This window comes from Bradyrhizobium sp. URHA0013 (assembly GCF_000518345.1).
Lineage (GTDB): Bacteria > Pseudomonadota > Alphaproteobacteria > Rhizobiales > Xanthobacteraceae > Bradyrhizobium.
In genome coordinates, this window is sequence record NZ_JADK01000009.1 from 204,917 (window position 1) to 221,386 (window position 16,470).

The following is a 16,470-nucleotide window of genomic DNA, read 5'->3' on the forward strand; positions in this document are numbered from 1 at the left end:
ATTGCCGAGGGGCGGCAGGGTGGAGCTGTGCGCGGGCGAGGGGCTTGCTTGGCGCGGTTCAGTTCTGCCGCTGGGACTGCGATTGCGACTGGCCGCCGCGGCCGGCCTGCTCGACCTTGACCGTCACCGACAGCGTCTCCGCGCCGCCGCCATAGCGGGTGCCGCGCACGGGGGCTGCGCCGAGATAATCGAGCCCGATCGCGACGCGGACATGGGCGTCGGTGGCGCAGATGCTGTTGGCGGGATCGAAGCCGACCCAGCCGAGACCGTCGACATAGGCCTCCGCCCAGGCATGGCCCGCGTCCTGATGCACCGTGCCGTCGGAGCGCAGGAAATGGCCGGAGACGAAGCGCGCCGGCACGCCGCCGCTGCGGGCGCAGGCGATGAAGATGTGCGCGTAGTCCTGGCAGACGCCGCGCTTGAGCGTGAACGCTTCCGCCGCCGACGTGCCGCTGTTGGTCGGGTCCTCGTCGAACGTCATGTGATCGCTGATTTGCGTCATCAGCGTGTGCAGGAAGCCGAGCGTGTCGCTCTCGGCCTCGCTGCGCAGCTGGCGCGCGACCGCATGCATCGCCGGATTGACCGTGGTGAGGTCGGTGGCGCGCAAGAACATGCCGGCCGGAAAGCGCTCATCGGCGCCGCGGAGAACGCCGCCGGTGTCGTGGGTCTCGATCAGGCCCTCGGCGGTGATCTTGATGTCGCCGACGGGTCCGCAGGACAGGACATGGGTGACGTTGCCGAACGCATCCTCGTGGGTGTCGAGCTTGGTGTCGGTCGACACGTCGATCTGCCACTCCGCCACATATTGCCCGTCATGGCTGCCGGGCGTCATGCGCAGGATCTGGATCACGCTCGTGGCCTGCGGCTCGTAGCGATAGGTCGTGGTGTGCAGGATTCGCAGGCGCATGGTGAACCGTTGTTGTCGCGTCATCGATCCGGGCTAGCCCTGCGGGCGTTCCCGGAATGACAGCAGTATCAGATCAAATACTGCTTCGTGATGATTTCGCCCAGTCTGGAATTGTCCGAGATGAATTCCTGAATGAATTCATGCACGCCATGCTGGAAAATGTCGTTCATATTGCTGTGTTCCAGCCGGTTGCGGATGCCGCGGGCATGGCGCTGGGCCGGGCCCTGGCGGCCATAGGCGACCCCGATCTGATCGAGATTGCGCACCAGATTGCCGTAGCAGCTTGCGAGCGAACGCGGCAGCGAATCGTTGAGGATGAGCAAATCCGCGATCAGCCAGGGCTTCAGTGTTTCGCGATAGACCCAGTGATAGGCCGTCAGTGCCGAAACCGAGCGCAGGATCGAGGTCCACTGGTAGAAATCGAGCGGGCCGCCGACATGCTCCTCCTCGGGCAGCAGCACATGGTATTTCACGTCGAGAATGCGCGCGGTGTTGTCGGCGCGTTCGAGATGCAGGCCCATCCGCGAGAACCAGTACGCGTCGTTGCGCAACATGGTCCGGTAGGCCGAGCCGTCGAAGCGCAGCGAGGTTTCCTGCACGAAGCGCAGGAACTTTGCGAGATCCTCGCGCGTGGAGGTCCCTCTGCTCCAGACCTCCTGCAATTCGATCCAGGCCGAGTTGATGGTGTCCCACATCTCGCTCGTCAGCGCTGTGCGCACCGAGCGCGAATTCAGCCGCGCCGCCTCGATGCAATTCCTGATCGACGACGGATTGTCCGCCGAGAACGAGAGATAATCGACGACGTTGTGCTCGTTGGCTTCTTCGTACTGCTGATAGAAGCTTGCGGCGACGCCGGCAGTCAAAAGCGCCGAGTCCCATTCGTTGGTCTTGCCGATATAGGCGGCGGGAAGCGCGGTCACGCGCAGCGTCGCATCGATGGTGCGCGCGAGATACTCGGCCCGTTCGACGTAACGGGCGAGCCAATAGAGGTTTTCGGCGGTACGCGACAGCATCTCTCTACTCGTCCAGGATCCAGGTATCTTTGGTACCGCCGCCCTGGCTCGAATTCACCACCAGGGAGCCTTCCTTCAGGGCAACGCGTGTCAACCCGCCGGGCACGATCGTGGTGCTCTTGCTGCCGGTGAGCACGAACGGCCGCAGGTCGACGTGGCGCGGCGCAAGGCCGGATGCCGTGCAGGTCGGGCAGGTCGAGAGCGCCAGCGTCGGCTGCGCAATGAAGCCTTCGGGCTCGCGCTTGAGCTTTTCGCGGAAGGCTTCGATCGTCGCCTTGGTCGCGGCAGGACCAATCAGCATGCCGTAGCCGCCCGAGCCGTGCACCTCCTTCACGACGAGTTCGCTCAGATGGTCCAGCACATAGGCGAGGTCCTTCGGCTCGCGGCAGCGCCAGGTCTGCACGTTCTTCAGGATCGGCTCCTCGCCGAGGTAGAATTTTACGATGTCCGGCATGTAGGAGTAGATCGCCTTGTCGTCGGCGATGCCGGTGCCGACGGCGTTGGCGAGCGTGATGTTGCCGGCCGCATAGGCCGACATCAGCCCGGGCACCCCGAGCGCGGAGTCGGGCCGGAAGGTGAGGGGATCGAGGTAGTCGTCGTCGACGCGGCGGTAGATCACGTCGACCCGTTTCACGCCCTCGGTCGTCCGCATGAACACTTCGTTGTTCTTGACGATGAGGTCGCGGCCCTCGACCAGCTCGATACCGAGCTTGTCAGCGAGGAAGGAGTGCTCGTAATAGGCCGAGTTGTAGACGCCCGGCGTGAGCAGCGCGACGGTCGGCTCGCCGGAGGCGCTTTGCGGCGCCACCGAGCGCAGGGCGGATAGCAGCTCGTCCGGATAGCGTTCGACCGGCGCCACCCTGTGGCGGGCGAACAGGTCCGGAAACAGCCGCATCATGATCTCGCGGTTTTCCAGCATGTAGGACACGCCCGAGGGCGTGCGTGCATTGTCCTCCAGCACGATGAAGTCCTCGGCATCGACCCGGACGATGTCAATGCCGGCGATGTGCACGTAGACGTCGTGCGGCACCTGCTGACCGTTCATCTCCGGGCGGAAGACCGGGTTCTGAAAGATGAGGTCGTCGGGCACGATCTCGGCGCGGAGGATGTCGCGGCCGTGATAGATGTCGCGCAGGAACATGTTGAGCGCGCGCACGCGCTGCTTCAGGCCCTTCTCCAGCAGCGACCATTCCTTGCCGGACATGATCCGCGGGATCACGTCGAAGGGGATCAGGCGCTCCGTGGACTCGGAGTCCCCGTAGACCGCGAAGGTAATGCCGATACGGCGGAACAGGAGCTCGGCCTCCTGGCGGCGATATTCGAGCGCCTCGGGAGGCGTCTCCTTGAGCCAGCGCGCCAGCTCCTGATAGGCGGGGCGAAGGTCCCCACCGGGAATGTTCATTTCATCAAACGCGACTGCCATAGATCCCGACTTGTCTTCGCAAGGCGTTGCGCCATTCGACAGGCCGCGAGGCCTTGGTGAAGACCGCAACGTCCTGGCCATGCGGCAAGAGTGCATGACTTTCATGCGGTAGCAAGGGCCGGGCCAGCGCGATAAGCATGGGGAGAGGACATTTGCCGGGGACGGCCGGCGGCTTGCCTGAAAAAATGGCTGAGGACTGCTTATTTCGGCAGCAAAAGCGCGTGACTTCAACGCGTTACCTCGGCAAAGTCGGGCCGATAGGTGAGGGACTTGAGGTATGAGCGAGATCGTCACGGCGGGTATTCTGGTCATTGGGGACGAAATCCTGTCCGGCCGGACCAAGGACAAGAACATCGGCTTCATCGCCGAATACCTGACCAATATCGGCATCGACCTGAAGGAGGTCCGGGTCGTCTCCGACGACGAGCCCGACATCATTGCCGCGTTGGATGCACTGCGGCATCGCTACACCTATGTCTTCACCACCGGTGGCATCGGGCCGACCCATGACGACATCACCGCTGATAGCGTCGCCAAGGCGTTCGGCGTCGGGATCGACCATCATCCGGAGGTGGTCGCCCGTTTCCGCGAGCGCTGGAGCGAGCAGGACCTCAACGAGGCCCGCCTGCGCATGGCCCGCATTCCCGATGGTGCCGAGCTGATCCAGAGCGCCACCATCCTCGCCCCCGGGTTCAAGATCGGCAATGTCATCGTGATGGCGGGCGTGCCCTCGATCATGCAGGCGATGATGGACATCGTCTCGCCCAAGCTGAAATCGGGCGTGCGCATGCTCTCCGAATCGGTCCGCGCCAATGCGCGGGAAGGTGACATCGGCAGCCCGCTGCGGGCGATTGCCGCCCAACATCCCGACACCATCATCGGCAGCTATCCCTTCATGGATGAAGAGCAGAAGCCGAACACCAATCTGGTGGTGCGCTCGCGCGATGCGGACAAGCTCGCAGCCGCAATGGCGGCGGTGAAGGAAATGCTGGCGGGATTGAACATCACCCGCTAGCAACCTAGCTGCCGGCAGACGAAGCAGGAGACGACGATGGCTGGTGAAGCACCGGAATTAAGTGCGGAGGAACGGGCGGGCCGCCCCTTTCCGGTCTCGTGGGACCAGTTCCACCGAGATTGCCGGGCACTGACCTGGCGGCTCAATGAGGTTGGTCCGTTTCATGCGGTGATCGCGATCACCCGCGGCGGCCTTGTGCCGGCCGCTATCGTGGCGCGCGAGCTTGGCGTGCGCGTGATCGATACGGTCTGCATCGCCAGCTACGACCACGACAAGCAGGGCGACCTCAAAGTGCTGAAGGGCATTTCCGAAGACGTGATGAAGCTCGGCGGCGGCACCGGCAAGGGGCTTTTGATCGTCGACGACCTCGTGGATACCGGCAAGACCGGCAAGCTGGTGCGCGCGATGCTCCCCGACGCGCATTTCGCCACCGTCTACGCCAAGCCGAAGGGACGTCCGCTGGTCGATACCTTCATCACGGAAGTCTCGCAGGACACCTGGATCTTCTTCCCCTGGGACACCGCGCTGTCCTATCACCCGCCGCTTCGCGACGGAGCGGCGTGATTATCGCCGTCATTGCGAGCGCAGCGAAGCAATCCAGAAATGTGTCCGCGGAAACAGTCTGGATTGCTTCGTCGCTTCGCTCCTCGCAATGACGGGCGGAGGCGACCATGCCCCTGCAAAACCGCGTCACGCCGACCGGCGAGATTATCGCGACACCGCACCGCGGCCTGTTCACCGGTAACCGCGGCATCATCCATGATCCCGCGACCAAGACGCTATTGAAAAAGCGCTGGTCGTCGCCGGCTTGGATCGTTTGCCTGTGTGAATTCCGCGGCTGGCGGCGGCCGGTTATGGCGCGACGGAGCTGGACCGAGCTGTTCTTTCTTGACGAAGCCACGGCCTTTGCCGCAGGCCACCGTCCCTGCTTCTTCTGCCGCCGCGATGATGCCACGCGCTTTCGCGTTGCATGGGAGATGGGCAACAGTGCAAGCGGCATCAGCGCCAAGGCGATGGATGCCGTACTGCATCGGGAACGGCTCGATCGCGGCAAGAAACGGCTGCATGCGCTGCCGAGGCCGCTCGTGGAATTGCCGGACGGCGCGATGGTCCAACAGGGCGATGATTGCTTCCTCGTCGCGCAGGGCAGGACGCTGCTGTGGTCACCCGCGGGCTACGCCCCGCATAGCAGCGCCCTCGATCACCCGCTGTTGCTGACGCCGCCTTCCACCTTGCGCGCGATCATCGCTGGATATCAACCTGTGCTGCATCCGACCGCACGCCCCTAGCGCAGCGGCTTACCGTTTTCATCGACTGTCGTGCTCCACCATCGCCTCGCAATTGAGAAGCACGGAACGATCCTCACCGCACGCCGGCAGCGCGATCGCCGCAAGCGTCGCAATAACGAAAGCGGATCGGTCACAGCCTTAACCCAGCTTCTCGCGTGCCAGCGCGGCACCGGCCCCGAGCGCCATCAGCTTGGCTTCGGCGATCTCGCGCCGCATCGGCGCCATGCCGCAGTTGGTGGTGGCGATGATGTTGCTCTTGGGCACGAATTTCGACACTGCGTCGATCACCTGCACGACATCCTCGGCGGTCTCGACCGTGTCGCTGGCGACGTCGATCACGCCGGCCTGCACGATCTTGGACTTGAGCAGCGCGAGCAGGTCGAGCGGTACCTTCGAGTTGCGGCACTCGATCGCGACCTGCTGGATCGGGCTGGCGTCGATCGCGGGAAAGATCTGCTCGTACTGCCGCCATTGCGCGCCGAGCGTTTCCTTCCAGTCGGTGTTGGCCTTGATGCCGTAGCCGTAGCAGATGTGCACGGCGGTGGCGCAGGTCAGGCCCTGCGCGGCGCGCTCCAGCGCCTTGATGCCCCAGTCGTTGACCTCGTCCATGTAGACGTTGAACGCGGGCTCGTCGAACTGCACGAGATCGACGCCGTCGGCCTGCAGCGCCTTGGCTTCCTCGTTCAGGAGTTCGGCGAACGCAAAGGCCATCTTGACGCGGTCGCCATAGTAGCGATCGGCAATGGTGTCGATGATGGTCATCGGGCCGGGCAGGGTGAACTTGAGCTTCTTCCTCGTGTGCGCGCGGGCGACGCGCGCCTCGTCGGCGTGGACGCGGCTCTTCAGCCGGAGCGGGGCGACGACCTGCGGCACCATCGCCTTGTAGCGATCCTTGCGGATGCCCATCTCGACCTTGTGGGCGAAGTCGATGCCCTCGATCTTCTCCAGGAAACCGTGGACGAAATGCTGCCGGGCCTGCTCGCCCTCGGTGACGATGTCGATGCCGGCATCCTCTTGGACTTTGACGGCAAGCATCGTCGCATCGCGCTTGGCGCGGACAAGCTCCTCGCCCTGCGACTTCCAGGGCGCCCAGAGCATGTTGGGCTCGGCGAGCCATTCCGGCTTCGGCAAGGAGCCGGCGATCGTGGTTGGAAACAGCATGGCGGCCCTCACGGCGGGTTATGATTGCGCCCCTTCCTGCCATGTCTTAACGTCGAGGTACAGAACAACAAAAGTCGCCTTGAAACCGGCGGCGCCGGACCGGAAACGCCATGATCGAATTCTTCTTCGACTGTTCCAGCCCCTGGACCTATCTCGCCTTCCACAACATCCAGCCGCTGGCCAGGGAGGTTGGCGCGGAGATCGTCTGGCGGCCGATCCTGGTGGGCGGCATCTTCAATACGGTCAACCCAAGTGTCTATGCGCAGCGTGAGACACCGGTGCCGTTGAAGGCGCGCTACATGAAAAAGGACCTTGCCGACTGGTCGCGCTCGGCCGGTCTCGCGATCAAGATGCCGCCGACGGTATTTCCGGTGAACAGCGTGAAAGCGATGCGCGGCTGCATCTGGCTCGGGCAGGACTCGGTGCCTTTCGCCACGGCGGTGTTCGAGACCTATTGGGGCGCGGACAAGGACATCTCGCAGGACGCGGTGCTCGCCGAGCTCTGCAGGAAGGTGGGCGTCGACGAGCAGAAATTCTTCGCGGGCATTTCGGGGCAGGGGATCAAGGATCAGCTCAAGGCCAACACCGAAGAAGTCGTCGCCCGCGGCGGCTTTGGCTCGCCGACGATCTTTGTCGGCAAGACCGACATGTATTTCGGCAATGACCGCCTGCCGTTGATCCGCGAGGCGCTGCTGCGCGGCAAGGCGAGCGCGGCCTGATGGTGCGGGCTGTCGTCTGCCGCGCGCTCGGCGCGCCCGAAAAATTGCAGCTTGAAGAGTTTCCGTCGCGCGACCTGAAGCCGGACGAAGTGCGCGTCGCGATCCGTGCCGCCGGCCTGAATTTTCCCGACGTGCTGATGGCGGCCGGCGAATACCAGCTCAAGCCGGAGCTGCCGTTCACGCCGGGCGTGGAGGCAGCCGGCGACGTGACCGAGGTCGGCGCGGGCGCGAGCGGCGTCGCCGTCGGCGACAAGGTCATCGTCAAGATGCGGCACGGCGCTTTCACGGATGAAGCCGTGGTGACACCGTCGCAGCTCACACCGATGCCATCGACGTTCGACTATGCGGAAGCCGCGACCTATCTCGCCGGGCACGGCACCGCCTATCACGCGCTGATCGACCGCGGCCGGCTCGAGCCGGGCGAGGTGCTGCTGGTGCATGGCGCCGGCGGCGGCGTGGGCCTTGCTGCCGTCGAGATCGGCAAGATGCTGGGCGCGACCGTGATCGCGACGGCGTCCAGCGACGAAAAGCTCGCGATCGCCAAGGCGCGGGGCGCCGATCATCTCGTGCGCTACGACCGCGAGCCGTTTCGTGATGCCGTCAAACGGATCACCGACGGTCGCGGTGCCGACGTCGTGTTCGATCCCGTCGGCGGCGAAGTGTTCGAGAATTCGATGCGTTGCATCGCCTGGGGCGCACGGCTGCTGGTGATCGGCTTCACCGGCGGCATCGGCTCGGCGAAAACCAATCTCCTGCTGATCAAGGGTGCCAGCGTGCTCGGCGTGCGAGCGGGCGAAGCGGTACGGAAAAATCCCGCGCTCGGCGAGAGCAGGCTGAAGGCGTTGCTCCAATGGGCCGAAGAGTGCAAGCTCCGGCCTAACGTCTCGCACCGCCTGCCGCTGCAGGAGGTTGCGAAGGCGATGCGGCTGTTGCTCGACCGCAAGGCGATCGGGCGCGTGGCGTTGTTGATGGAGTGACGGTGTCGTAGGGTGGGCAAAGGCGCGTGAGCGCCGTGCCCACCATTTATCGGCAGCCGTGACAAGAATGGTGGGCACGCTTCGCTTTGCCCACCCTACGATGCCTTACTTGTACTCCCGCTCCGTCCACCACGGGAAATAATCCGGCATGTCGCTCGACACCTTGTTCTTGAACTGAGCCGGGCGCTTCTCCAGGAACGACACCACGCCTTCCTTCACATCGTCCGAGCGGCCGCGGGCGTAGATGCCACGGCTGTCGACCTTGTGGGCCTCCATCGGATCGTCGGCGCCCATCATGCGCCACATCATCTGGCGGATCAGTGCCACCGACACCGGTGCCGTCTTCGCCGCGAATTCCTTGGCGAGCGCGCGGGCGGTCGGCAGCAGATCATCGGGGGCTACGACCTTGCTGACGAGGCGTCCGGCGAGGGCTTCCTGCGCCGGGAAGACGCGGCCCGAATAGCACCATTCCAGCGCCTGCGAGATGCCGACGATGCGCGGCAGGAACCAGCTCGAGGCGGCCTCCGGCACGATGCCGCGCTGGGAGAACACGAAGCCGAAGCGCGCGGCGTCGGAGGCGATGCGGATGTCCATCGCGAGCTGCATGGTGACGCCGATGCCGACCGCGGGACCGTTCACCGCAGCAATCACAGGCTTGAGGCATTTGAAGATGCGCAATGTCACCTGGCCGCCACCGTCGCGCACCTGGGAATCGCTGTAGTCGACCTTGCCATCGGCAAAGCGCTTCACTGGCCCGCGCCGGGCGTCGCGATCGAACGTATCCGCGCCCGACGAAAGGTCTGCGCCCGCGCAAAAACCGCGACCGGCGCCTGTGACGATGATGGCGCGGACGTCGTCGTCCTTGTCGGCTGCGTCGAACGCGTCGATCAGCTCTCCTTGCATCTGCGCGTTGAAGGCGTTGAGCTTGTCGGGCCGGTTCAGCGTGATGGTGAGGATCTGCTCGGCGACATCGTATTTGATCGTCTCATACGCCATGGTGGTTTCCTTCCCTGTCCTGAATTCTGTCTCTAAGAGACGTCATGCATGAACGCCAGCGTCCGTCTTGTGCGGACTGGGCGTTTGTTGGCCAGGCTCTACTTCGCCGGCGGGCTCGGCCAGGGCTTCTGCGCCCCGCGCAGGCTCTCAAAAGCCTTGGCCATGCCGAGCACGCCGATATCGTCGAAGCGGCGGCCGACGATCTGCACGCCGATGGGAAAACCCTTGGCGTCGAAGCCGCCGTTGATGGAGATCGCCGGGTTCTCCGACATATTCCACGGGACGGTATAGGCGATGTGCTCGAACGGCTTCATGGGATCGTTGGTCGGCGAGGCCCACTCCGCCGGATAGTTCACGTTCGGCGCGGTCGGCGAGATCACATAGTCGAGCTCGCAGAACAGCTTTGATGCCGCCGCGCGGATTGCCATGGTCTGGTTGAAACCACGGATGACGTCGACGCCCGAGAGCTTCGCGCCGGACTCGCCCCATTTGAAAATGTAGGGCAGCACCTTTGCCTGTTCGGCGGGCGTCAGCTTCGACAGATCATCCCACATCCGTGCGCGCCAGAAGTTGTCGAGGCCGTCGAGCATCTCGCGCGTGAGGATGCCGTCGACTTCGGTGACGACGGCCCCTGCGGATTCGAACGCTTTCGCCGCCTTCACAGCGACCTCGCGCACCGGTTTCTCCAGCGCCAGGCCAACGCCGGGATCGAGCATCAATCCGATGCGGAGTTTGCGCGGGGATTTCTCCAGCCCCTTCCAGTTGAGGGGCTCCGCGGGCAGGCTCGTGCCGTCGCGCCGATCGGGTTTCGCGATCGCGCTCATCATCAGCGCGCAATCGTCGACGGTGCGGGTCATGGGACCGGCGACGCGGCCGACATAGGCGGGATCGATCGGCACGCGTCCAAAGCTCGGCTTCAGTCCGACGAGGCCACACCAGCCCGCAGGCAGGCGGACCGAGCCGCCGATATCAGTCCCGAGATGCAGCGGGCCATAGCCGGCCGCGGCCGCGGCGCCCGCGCCGGCGCTGGAGCCGCCTGGATTTTTGGAGAGGTCCCAGGGATTACGCGCCAGCGCGTGGAAAGAGGACAGCCCCGAGGACAGCATGCCGTAGTCGGGCATGGTGGTCTTGGCGAAGATGATCGCACCGGCTTCGCGCAGGCGCGCCGCGGGTGGTGCGTCCTTCTCGGCCGGCACGAGCTTGACGCTGGCCGCGCCCAGCGGCACCGGCACGCCTTTGGTCGCGATGTTGTCCTTCACCGTCACCGGCACGCCGTCGAGCGCTCCGGAGGGCTCGCCCCCGGACCAGCGTGCGGTCGAGGCCTTCGCGGCCTCGCGCGCGCCGTCGGGATCGAATGCATAAAGCGCGTTGAGGTGCGGCTCCCACGCGGCGACGTGCGCGAGCACGTCTTCCAGCACCTCGCTTGGCGAGAACTGCTTGGCGCGATAGCCCGCGATCAGATCGACCGCGGAGAGATCGTGCAGCGAGGTGACTTCCTCTTCGACACCCTTTTTATGCATGGGCACCCACCGGCATCCGGGTCTCGATGATCCGGGCGAACATGCTGGCACCGATCGGCAGGATCTTGTCGTCGAGCACGAAGCCGGGATTGTGCACGGGCACCGAGCCGTCGTGGCCGACCCAGAAATAGGCGCCCGGAATGGTTTGCAGCATGTCGGCGAAATCCTCGCTGCCCATCTTCGGCTGGGCGCGGGTGATCACGTTGGCGGGGTCGACGATGGTGCGCGCGACGTCTTCGACCACCTTGGACTGCTCGACCTGGTTGACCAGCACATCGAACGTGTCGCGGATGTCGACGTCGATCACGCACTGATAGGCGCTCGCGATGCCAGCGCAGATCGTGCGAATGCGTTCGCTGATCAGGGTGCGGACTTCTTTCGAGAAAGTGCGGATGGTGCCGCAAAGATGCGCCTCGCCGGGGATGACGTTGTACGCGGAACCGGCGTGAATCTGCGTGATCGAAACGACTGCGGCCTGCAGCGGCTCGACGTTGCGGCTGACGATGGTCTGGATCGCCTGCGCCAGCGTGGTCGCGATGATCACAGCGTCCTTGGAGCGTTCGGGCATCGCGCCATGCGCGCCGTAGCCAGTGATGCGGAGATCGAAGAAGTCGGCGCTGGCCATCGCGGGGCCGGGCAGGATCGCGATCTCGCCATGGTTCAGGTCGGGCGCGTTGTGCAGGCCGTAGAGCTCGTCGCAGGGAAATTTCTCGAACAGCCCGTCCTTGATCATCGCGCGGGCGCCGCCGAGGCCTTCCTCGGCCGGCTGGAAGATCAGGTGCACTGTACCGTCGAAGTTCTTGGTTTCGGCGAGGTAGCGCGCGGTGCCGAGCAGCATGGTGGTGTGGCCGTCATGGCCACAGCCGTGGAAGCGGCCCGGGATTTTGGAGCTCCATTTCAGATTGGTGTTCTCCTCCATCGGCAGCGCGTCCATGTCGGCGCGAAGCCCGATGCGCTTGCCGCTCGAACCCTTGCCCTTGATGACGCCGATCACGCCGGTGCCACCGAGACCGCGATGCACCTCGATGCCCCAGCTCTTCAGCTTGTCGGCGACGATGCCGGAGGTGCGCACTTCCTCGAAGCCGATTTCCGGATGGGCGTGAAGGTCGCGCCTGATGGCGGTGAGTTCGTCGGCATAGCCGTCGATGCGGTCGATCGTGGGCATGTGTTCTGTCCAGTTAGCGTGAGGAGGGAGTGAAAACCGGGCCGTTTGGCTTGATGCGGATGCCCGGCCGCAGGCGCGTCCATGGCAGCGTGGCCGTGTCAGCCGGCATCGCACCGGGGGCAGCGCAGATCATCAGCTTTTCTGCGATCGGCTCGAAATCGGCGCGAAAGTGCACCGAACTCTTGTTGACCAAAATCTTCTCTTCGGTCGGCTCGATGCCGACATAGCGGTACATGGCCTGATCGGCGAGCTGCGCCTTGTGCGAGGAGACGACGACGCGGACGTCGCCGATGCGAAGGCAGGCCGACGGGCCCATCTCCATCTCGCGGCCGCCATAGTAGGGACCGGGCGCGATGAAGCGGCCGTCAGAAAGTTTTTCGACGACGAAGGTCTCACGATATGGCTCGTCGCCGGGAATGCCGGACTTGCCGCCGAGCGACAGCGTCACGGTGGCGCCGACGCCGGCTGCATGCGCGGCCTTGGCCGATTCCGGATCGTAGATCGCGCCGGTCGCGGCACTCGCCTTGTTGCGTACCAGCGCGCGTAGCATGCCGGTGGTGTCGGAATCGCCGCCGGCGCCGGGATTGTCCTGGGTGTCGGCGATGATGATCGGCTTGCTCGCGCTCTTGGAAAGCTCCATGGCGTGGCGGACGCCGTCGTCGGGCGACCAGATCTTGCCGTCGAAATCGTCCTCGTGGCTTTCGATCAGCTTCACGATCGCATCCGCCGCGCGGTCGGCATCGGCTTGGGTCTTGCCATAGGCGAACACGCTCGGCCCGCAATCACGGAAATCGGCGGCGGGGAAGCCGGGCGCGAAGGACAGCGTCGGAACCGCGTCGCTCTCCAGCGCGGCAAGCTTTTCGTAGATGCCCTTGGTCGGCTGGTCGTTGGTGCACTGCCAGCTGATCGGAATCAGGAACGGCAATTGCCGGAAGGCCTTTGCGAAACGCTGCTTTGTCTTCAGAAGCAATGCGAGGTGTCGCGCGGAGGCACGGCCGGTCTCGGCCATGTCGACATGGGGATAGGTGCGGTAGGCGATCAGCGCGTCCGCATGCTCCATCATCTCGGGCGTGACGTTGGCGTGCAGGTCGAGGCTCGCGACCAGCGGAACGTCCTTGCCGATGACGCGGCGCACGCGGGCCAGAATCTCGCCTTCGCCGTCGTCGAGATGTTCCGTGACCATCGCGCCGTGCAGATCGAGATAGACGGCGTCGATCGGGCCGGCGGCTGCGATGCCGTCGACCATCGTCTTGACGATACGCTCGAAGGCGTCCCTGGTGACATGCGCCGAGGGGCTGGCGCCGCAAGCGATGGTCGGGATGAGTTCCCAGCCGAGGGCCTCGGCGCTGTCGACGAAACCGGCGAGGCCGACATTGATGCGGCGCATCACCTTCAGCACGTCAGGTCCTTGCGTCATCGCCGGCCAGCCGCCGCCGTGCTGGAAGTCCGCGAACGTCGCCTTCGTCGGAGCGAAGGTGTTGGTCTCATGCAGGAAGCCACCGACGGCGATACGTGTCATCAATTCAAGTCCAGCAATTGAAAGTGCGCGACGTTAGCCCTGTGCTTGCGGCCAGAGCAAGCCGGGAAGCAATCGCGCCATGCATGGCGTCAAGCCGTTTTGGGAATGCTTGTCGCAACCGCCGTCATTGCGAACGCGGCGAAGCAATCCAGGTTGTCCCCGCGGAGGGATTCTGGATTGCTTCGCTGCGCTCGCAATGACGAGGCGAGAGACTAGGTGCTGGCGGCCACACCCTCCGACACCGGCCGGAAGTTCGCGAAATCCCAGCCGCGGCCCGGCGCTGCCTCGAGTAAGGCTCTGGTGTACGCCTCCTTCGGATGCGTCAGCACTTCGGCGGCCGGGCCCTGCTCGACGACGCTGCCGTGTTGCATCACCACGACCTCATCGCAGATCTGCGCGGCGACGCGCAGATCGTGAGTGATGAACAGGATGGCGATGCCGAGCCGCTTCTGGATCTCGTCGAACAGTTCCAGCACCTGCGCCTGCACGGAGACATCGAGGGCGGAGACCGCCTCGTCCGCGACCAGCACGTCGGGATCGAGCGCGAGCGCGCGGGCGATCGCAATGCGCTGACGCTGGCCGCCGGAGAACTGGTGCGGATAGCGCGCGACCGCATCGGCGGGCAGGCCGACCAGCTCGAGCAATTCGCGGGCACGCTTCATTGCGTCGGTATGCGACACGCCGTAATTGACCGGGCCTTCCGCAATGCTTTCGCCGATGGTGACGCGCGGATTGAGCGAGCGGTAGGGGTCCTGGAATACGATCTGGATCTTCTTGCGATGCGGCTGCAACAGCCGCCGCGAGATGTCCGAGATCTCGCGGCCGGAGAGGCGGACGCCGCCGGAGGTCGGGTCGATCAGGCGGACGATGCAGCGCGCCACGGTAGATTTGCCTGAGCCGCTCTCGCCGACGATGCCGAGCGTGCGGCCCTTGCGCAGCGTCAGCGTGACCTTGTCGGCGGCGACGACTTCGCGGCCTTTACCGAAGAACGCGCGCTCGCGATAGACCTTGCCGAGCTCGTTGGCCTCCAGCACCACCGGTTCCTTGGTCTCGGGCCGCGCTGCGCGCGGCACCAGGCTCGGCACTGCCGAGAGCAGGTTGCGGGTGTACTCCATGGTCGGATTGCGCAGGATGGAATCCAGCGTTCCGGTCTCGACCAATCGGCCCTGCCGCATCACCGCAACGCGGTCGGCGATTTCGGCGACCACGCCCATGTCGTGGGTAATGAACAGCACGGCGGTGCCGTGATCGCGCTGGAGGTCGCGGATCAGTGTCAAAATCTGCTTCTGCGTTGTGACGTCGAGCGCGGTGGTCGGCTCGTCGGCGATGAGAAGCTTCGGTTCGAGCACGAGCGCCATCGCGATCATGATGCGCTGGCGTTGACCGCCGGAGAGTCGGTGAGGGTAGGAGGCAAAGATGCGCTCGACCTGGGGCAGGCGCACCTGCTCCATCATGTCGAGGATGCGCTTCTTGCGCGCCTTCGCATCGAGTTTGGTGTGCGCGCGGAGAACCTCGTCGATCTGGCGACCAACCGGCATCACCGGATTGAGTGCCGTCATCGGCTCCTGGAAGATCATCGCCATCCGCGTCGCGCGGAGCTGCCGCAGGCGGCGGTCGGTCGCGGTGAGAATCTCCTCGCCGACCAGCTTGACGCTGCCGCCGGTCGGAATCAGCGTGCCCTTCGGCAGCAGACCCATCGTGGTCAGCGAGGTCACGGACTTGCCCGAGCCGCTTTCGCCGACGAGGCACAGCGTCTCGCGCTCATGCACCTGGATCGAGATGCCCTCGATGATGTTTGCAGCATTCGGCTTCTTGCCGACGGAGACGACGAGGTTGTTGATGTCGAGGATCGGGCTGGTCATCACTTGATCGGTCATCATTTGCCTTCCCGCTGCTTCATGCGCGGATCGAGTGCGTCGCGGGCGGCGTCGCCGATCAAATTGATGCTGAGGATGGCGATCGAGAGCAGCAGGCCCGGCCAGAAGATCAGCGTCGGCTTGAGCTGGAAGTACTGACGGCCCTCGGCCATGATGTTGCCCCAGGTCGGCGTTTCCGGCGAGATGCCGGCGCCGAGGAAGGAGAGGATGGCCTCGGTGAGGATCGCGGAGGCGCAGACGTAACTGCCCTGCACGATCAGCGGTGCGATCGTGTTCGGCATCAAATGCCGCCACATGATCTTTGGCAGGGATGTGCCGACCGAGATCGCCGCTTCAACATAGGGTTCTTCGCGCGCCGATAGCACGACCGAGCGCACCAGGCGTGCCACGCGCGGAACTTCGGGGATCGTGATCGCGATCAGCACGGTCCAGAGGCTGGCGCCGGACAGCGACACCACGGCGATTGCCAGCAGGATGCTCGGCATTGCCATCAGGCCGTCCATGATCCGCATCATGACGGAATCGACCAGCTTGAAGAAGCCGGAGACGAGGCCGATCGCCAACCCAATGACGATCGACATGATCGCCGAGCCGATGCCGATCAGAAGCGAAATGCGTCCGCCATACATGACGCGCGACAGCAGGTCGCGGCCATAGGCGTCGGTGCCGAGCAGGAATTGCGCCGAAGAGGGCTTCAGCCGCTGCGAGGGCGCAAGCTGGATCGGATCATACGGCGCGATCAACGGCGCCAGGATCGAGATCAGCACGACCAACGCCAAACAGATGGTCGCTGCCGCGATGATCGGCGTCGAGGTCAGGAATCCGAAGCGCGGCCGCAGCGGCGACGTGATCGGGATGGAGGACTGGGGAAGGGTATCGACAGACATTC

General features: G+C 64.6%; 15 protein-coding genes. 5 read left to right on the forward strand and 10 right to left on the reverse strand.

What is annotated here, in order from left to right; translation table 11 throughout:
• Positions 1-58 precede the first annotated feature (58 nt).
• From N551_RS0115850 to N551_RS0115860, 3 genes are all read right to left on the reverse strand, one after another.
• Positions 59-907, reverse strand: coding sequence for a transglutaminase family protein (locus N551_RS0115850; RefSeq protein WP_027567756.1), 849 nt, complete (start codon positions 905-907; stop codon positions 59-61).
• Positions 908-975: 68 nt separating this feature from the next.
• The gene (locus N551_RS0115855; RefSeq protein WP_027567757.1) at positions 976-1,920 is read right to left on the reverse strand and encodes an alpha-E domain-containing protein; all 945 of its coding nucleotides are present in this window, start codon (positions 1,918-1,920) and stop codon (positions 976-978) included.
• 4 nt (positions 1,921-1,924) lie between these two features.
• Entirely contained in the window at positions 1,925-3,343 is a 1,419-nt protein-coding gene (locus N551_RS0115860; protein WP_027518749.1) for a circularly permuted type 2 ATP-grasp protein, read from the reverse strand.
• A 277-nt stretch (positions 3,344-3,620) separates the two neighbouring features.
• Between N551_RS0115860 and N551_RS0115865 the strand changes: the two genes are divergently transcribed.
• The 3 genes from N551_RS0115865 to N551_RS0115875 all read left to right on the forward strand — a co-directional run bounded on the left by N551_RS0115865 (position 3,621) and on the right by N551_RS0115875 (position 5,647).
• Positions 3,621-4,358, forward strand: a complete 738-nt coding sequence (locus N551_RS0115865; protein WP_027567758.1) for a molybdopterin-binding protein — start codon at positions 3,621-3,623, stop codon at positions 4,356-4,358.
• Between the two features lie 36 nt (positions 4,359-4,394).
• On the forward strand, positions 4,395-4,922 hold the full coding sequence (gpt, locus tag N551_RS0115870; protein ID WP_007602504.1) for a xanthine phosphoribosyltransferase: 528 nt from the start codon (positions 4,395-4,397) through the stop codon (positions 4,920-4,922).
• 107 nt (positions 4,923-5,029) lie between these two features.
• Positions 5,030-5,647: a hypothetical protein gene (locus N551_RS0115875; RefSeq protein ID WP_027567759.1), complete on the forward strand. Its 618-nt coding sequence runs from the start codon at positions 5,030-5,032 to the stop codon at positions 5,645-5,647.
• Between the two features lie 138 nt (positions 5,648-5,785).
• Here N551_RS0115875 and N551_RS0115880 read toward each other — a convergent pair whose 3' ends face one another.
• A complete protein-coding gene (locus tag N551_RS0115880) occupies positions 5,786-6,808 on the reverse strand; it encodes a methionine synthase (RefSeq protein WP_035961417.1) in 1,023 nt (340 codons plus the stop codon).
• Between the two features lie 110 nt (positions 6,809-6,918).
• On the opposite strand from N551_RS0115880, the gene N551_RS0115885 reads away from it, so the two are divergent.
• Both N551_RS0115885 and N551_RS0115890 read left to right on the forward strand, forming a co-directional pair.
• Positions 6,919-7,527: a 2-hydroxychromene-2-carboxylate isomerase gene (locus N551_RS0115885; RefSeq protein ID WP_027567761.1), complete on the forward strand. Its 609-nt coding sequence runs from the start codon at positions 6,919-6,921 to the stop codon at positions 7,525-7,527.
• Positions 7,527-8,504 (forward strand): NADPH:quinone oxidoreductase family protein, encoded by a 978-nt coding sequence (locus N551_RS0115890; protein WP_027567762.1) that lies wholly within the window; start codon positions 7,527-7,529, stop codon positions 8,502-8,504. Before N551_RS0115885 ends, N551_RS0115890 begins: the two co-directional genes overlap by 1 nt.
• Before the next feature lie 105 nt (positions 8,505-8,609).
• Here N551_RS0115890 and N551_RS0115895 read toward each other — a convergent pair whose 3' ends face one another.
• The 6 genes from N551_RS0115895 to N551_RS0115920 all read right to left on the reverse strand — a co-directional run bounded on the left by N551_RS0115895 (position 8,610) and on the right by N551_RS0115920 (position 16,468).
• Complete coding sequence (locus N551_RS0115895) at positions 8,610-9,500, reverse strand: crotonase/enoyl-CoA hydratase family protein (protein WP_027567763.1); 891 nt, start codon at positions 9,498-9,500, stop codon at positions 8,610-8,612.
• Positions 9,501-9,598: 98 nt separating this feature from the next.
• A complete protein-coding gene (locus tag N551_RS0115900; RefSeq protein ID WP_027567764.1) occupies positions 9,599-11,020 on the reverse strand; it encodes an amidase in 1,422 nt (473 codons plus the stop codon).
• Positions 11,013-12,185: a M20 aminoacylase family protein gene (locus N551_RS0115905; RefSeq protein ID WP_027567765.1), complete on the reverse strand. Its 1,173-nt coding sequence runs from the start codon at positions 12,183-12,185 to the stop codon at positions 11,013-11,015. The genes N551_RS0115900 and N551_RS0115905 overlap by 8 nt, the downstream gene beginning before the upstream one ends.
• 13 nt (positions 12,186-12,198) lie before the next feature.
• Positions 12,199-13,704 (reverse strand): M81 family metallopeptidase, encoded by a 1,506-nt coding sequence (locus N551_RS0115910; RefSeq protein WP_027567766.1) that lies wholly within the window; start codon positions 13,702-13,704, stop codon positions 12,199-12,201.
• 212 nt (positions 13,705-13,916) lie between these two features.
• Complete coding sequence (locus tag N551_RS0115915) at positions 13,917-15,566, reverse strand: ABC transporter ATP-binding protein (RefSeq protein WP_027567767.1); 1,650 nt, start codon at positions 15,564-15,566, stop codon at positions 13,917-13,919.
• Between the two features lie 14 nt (positions 15,567-15,580).
• Positions 15,581-16,468, reverse strand: coding sequence for an ABC transporter permease (locus N551_RS0115920; protein WP_007611875.1), 888 nt, complete (start codon positions 16,466-16,468; stop codon positions 15,581-15,583).
• Positions 16,469-16,470 lie beyond the last annotated feature (2 nt).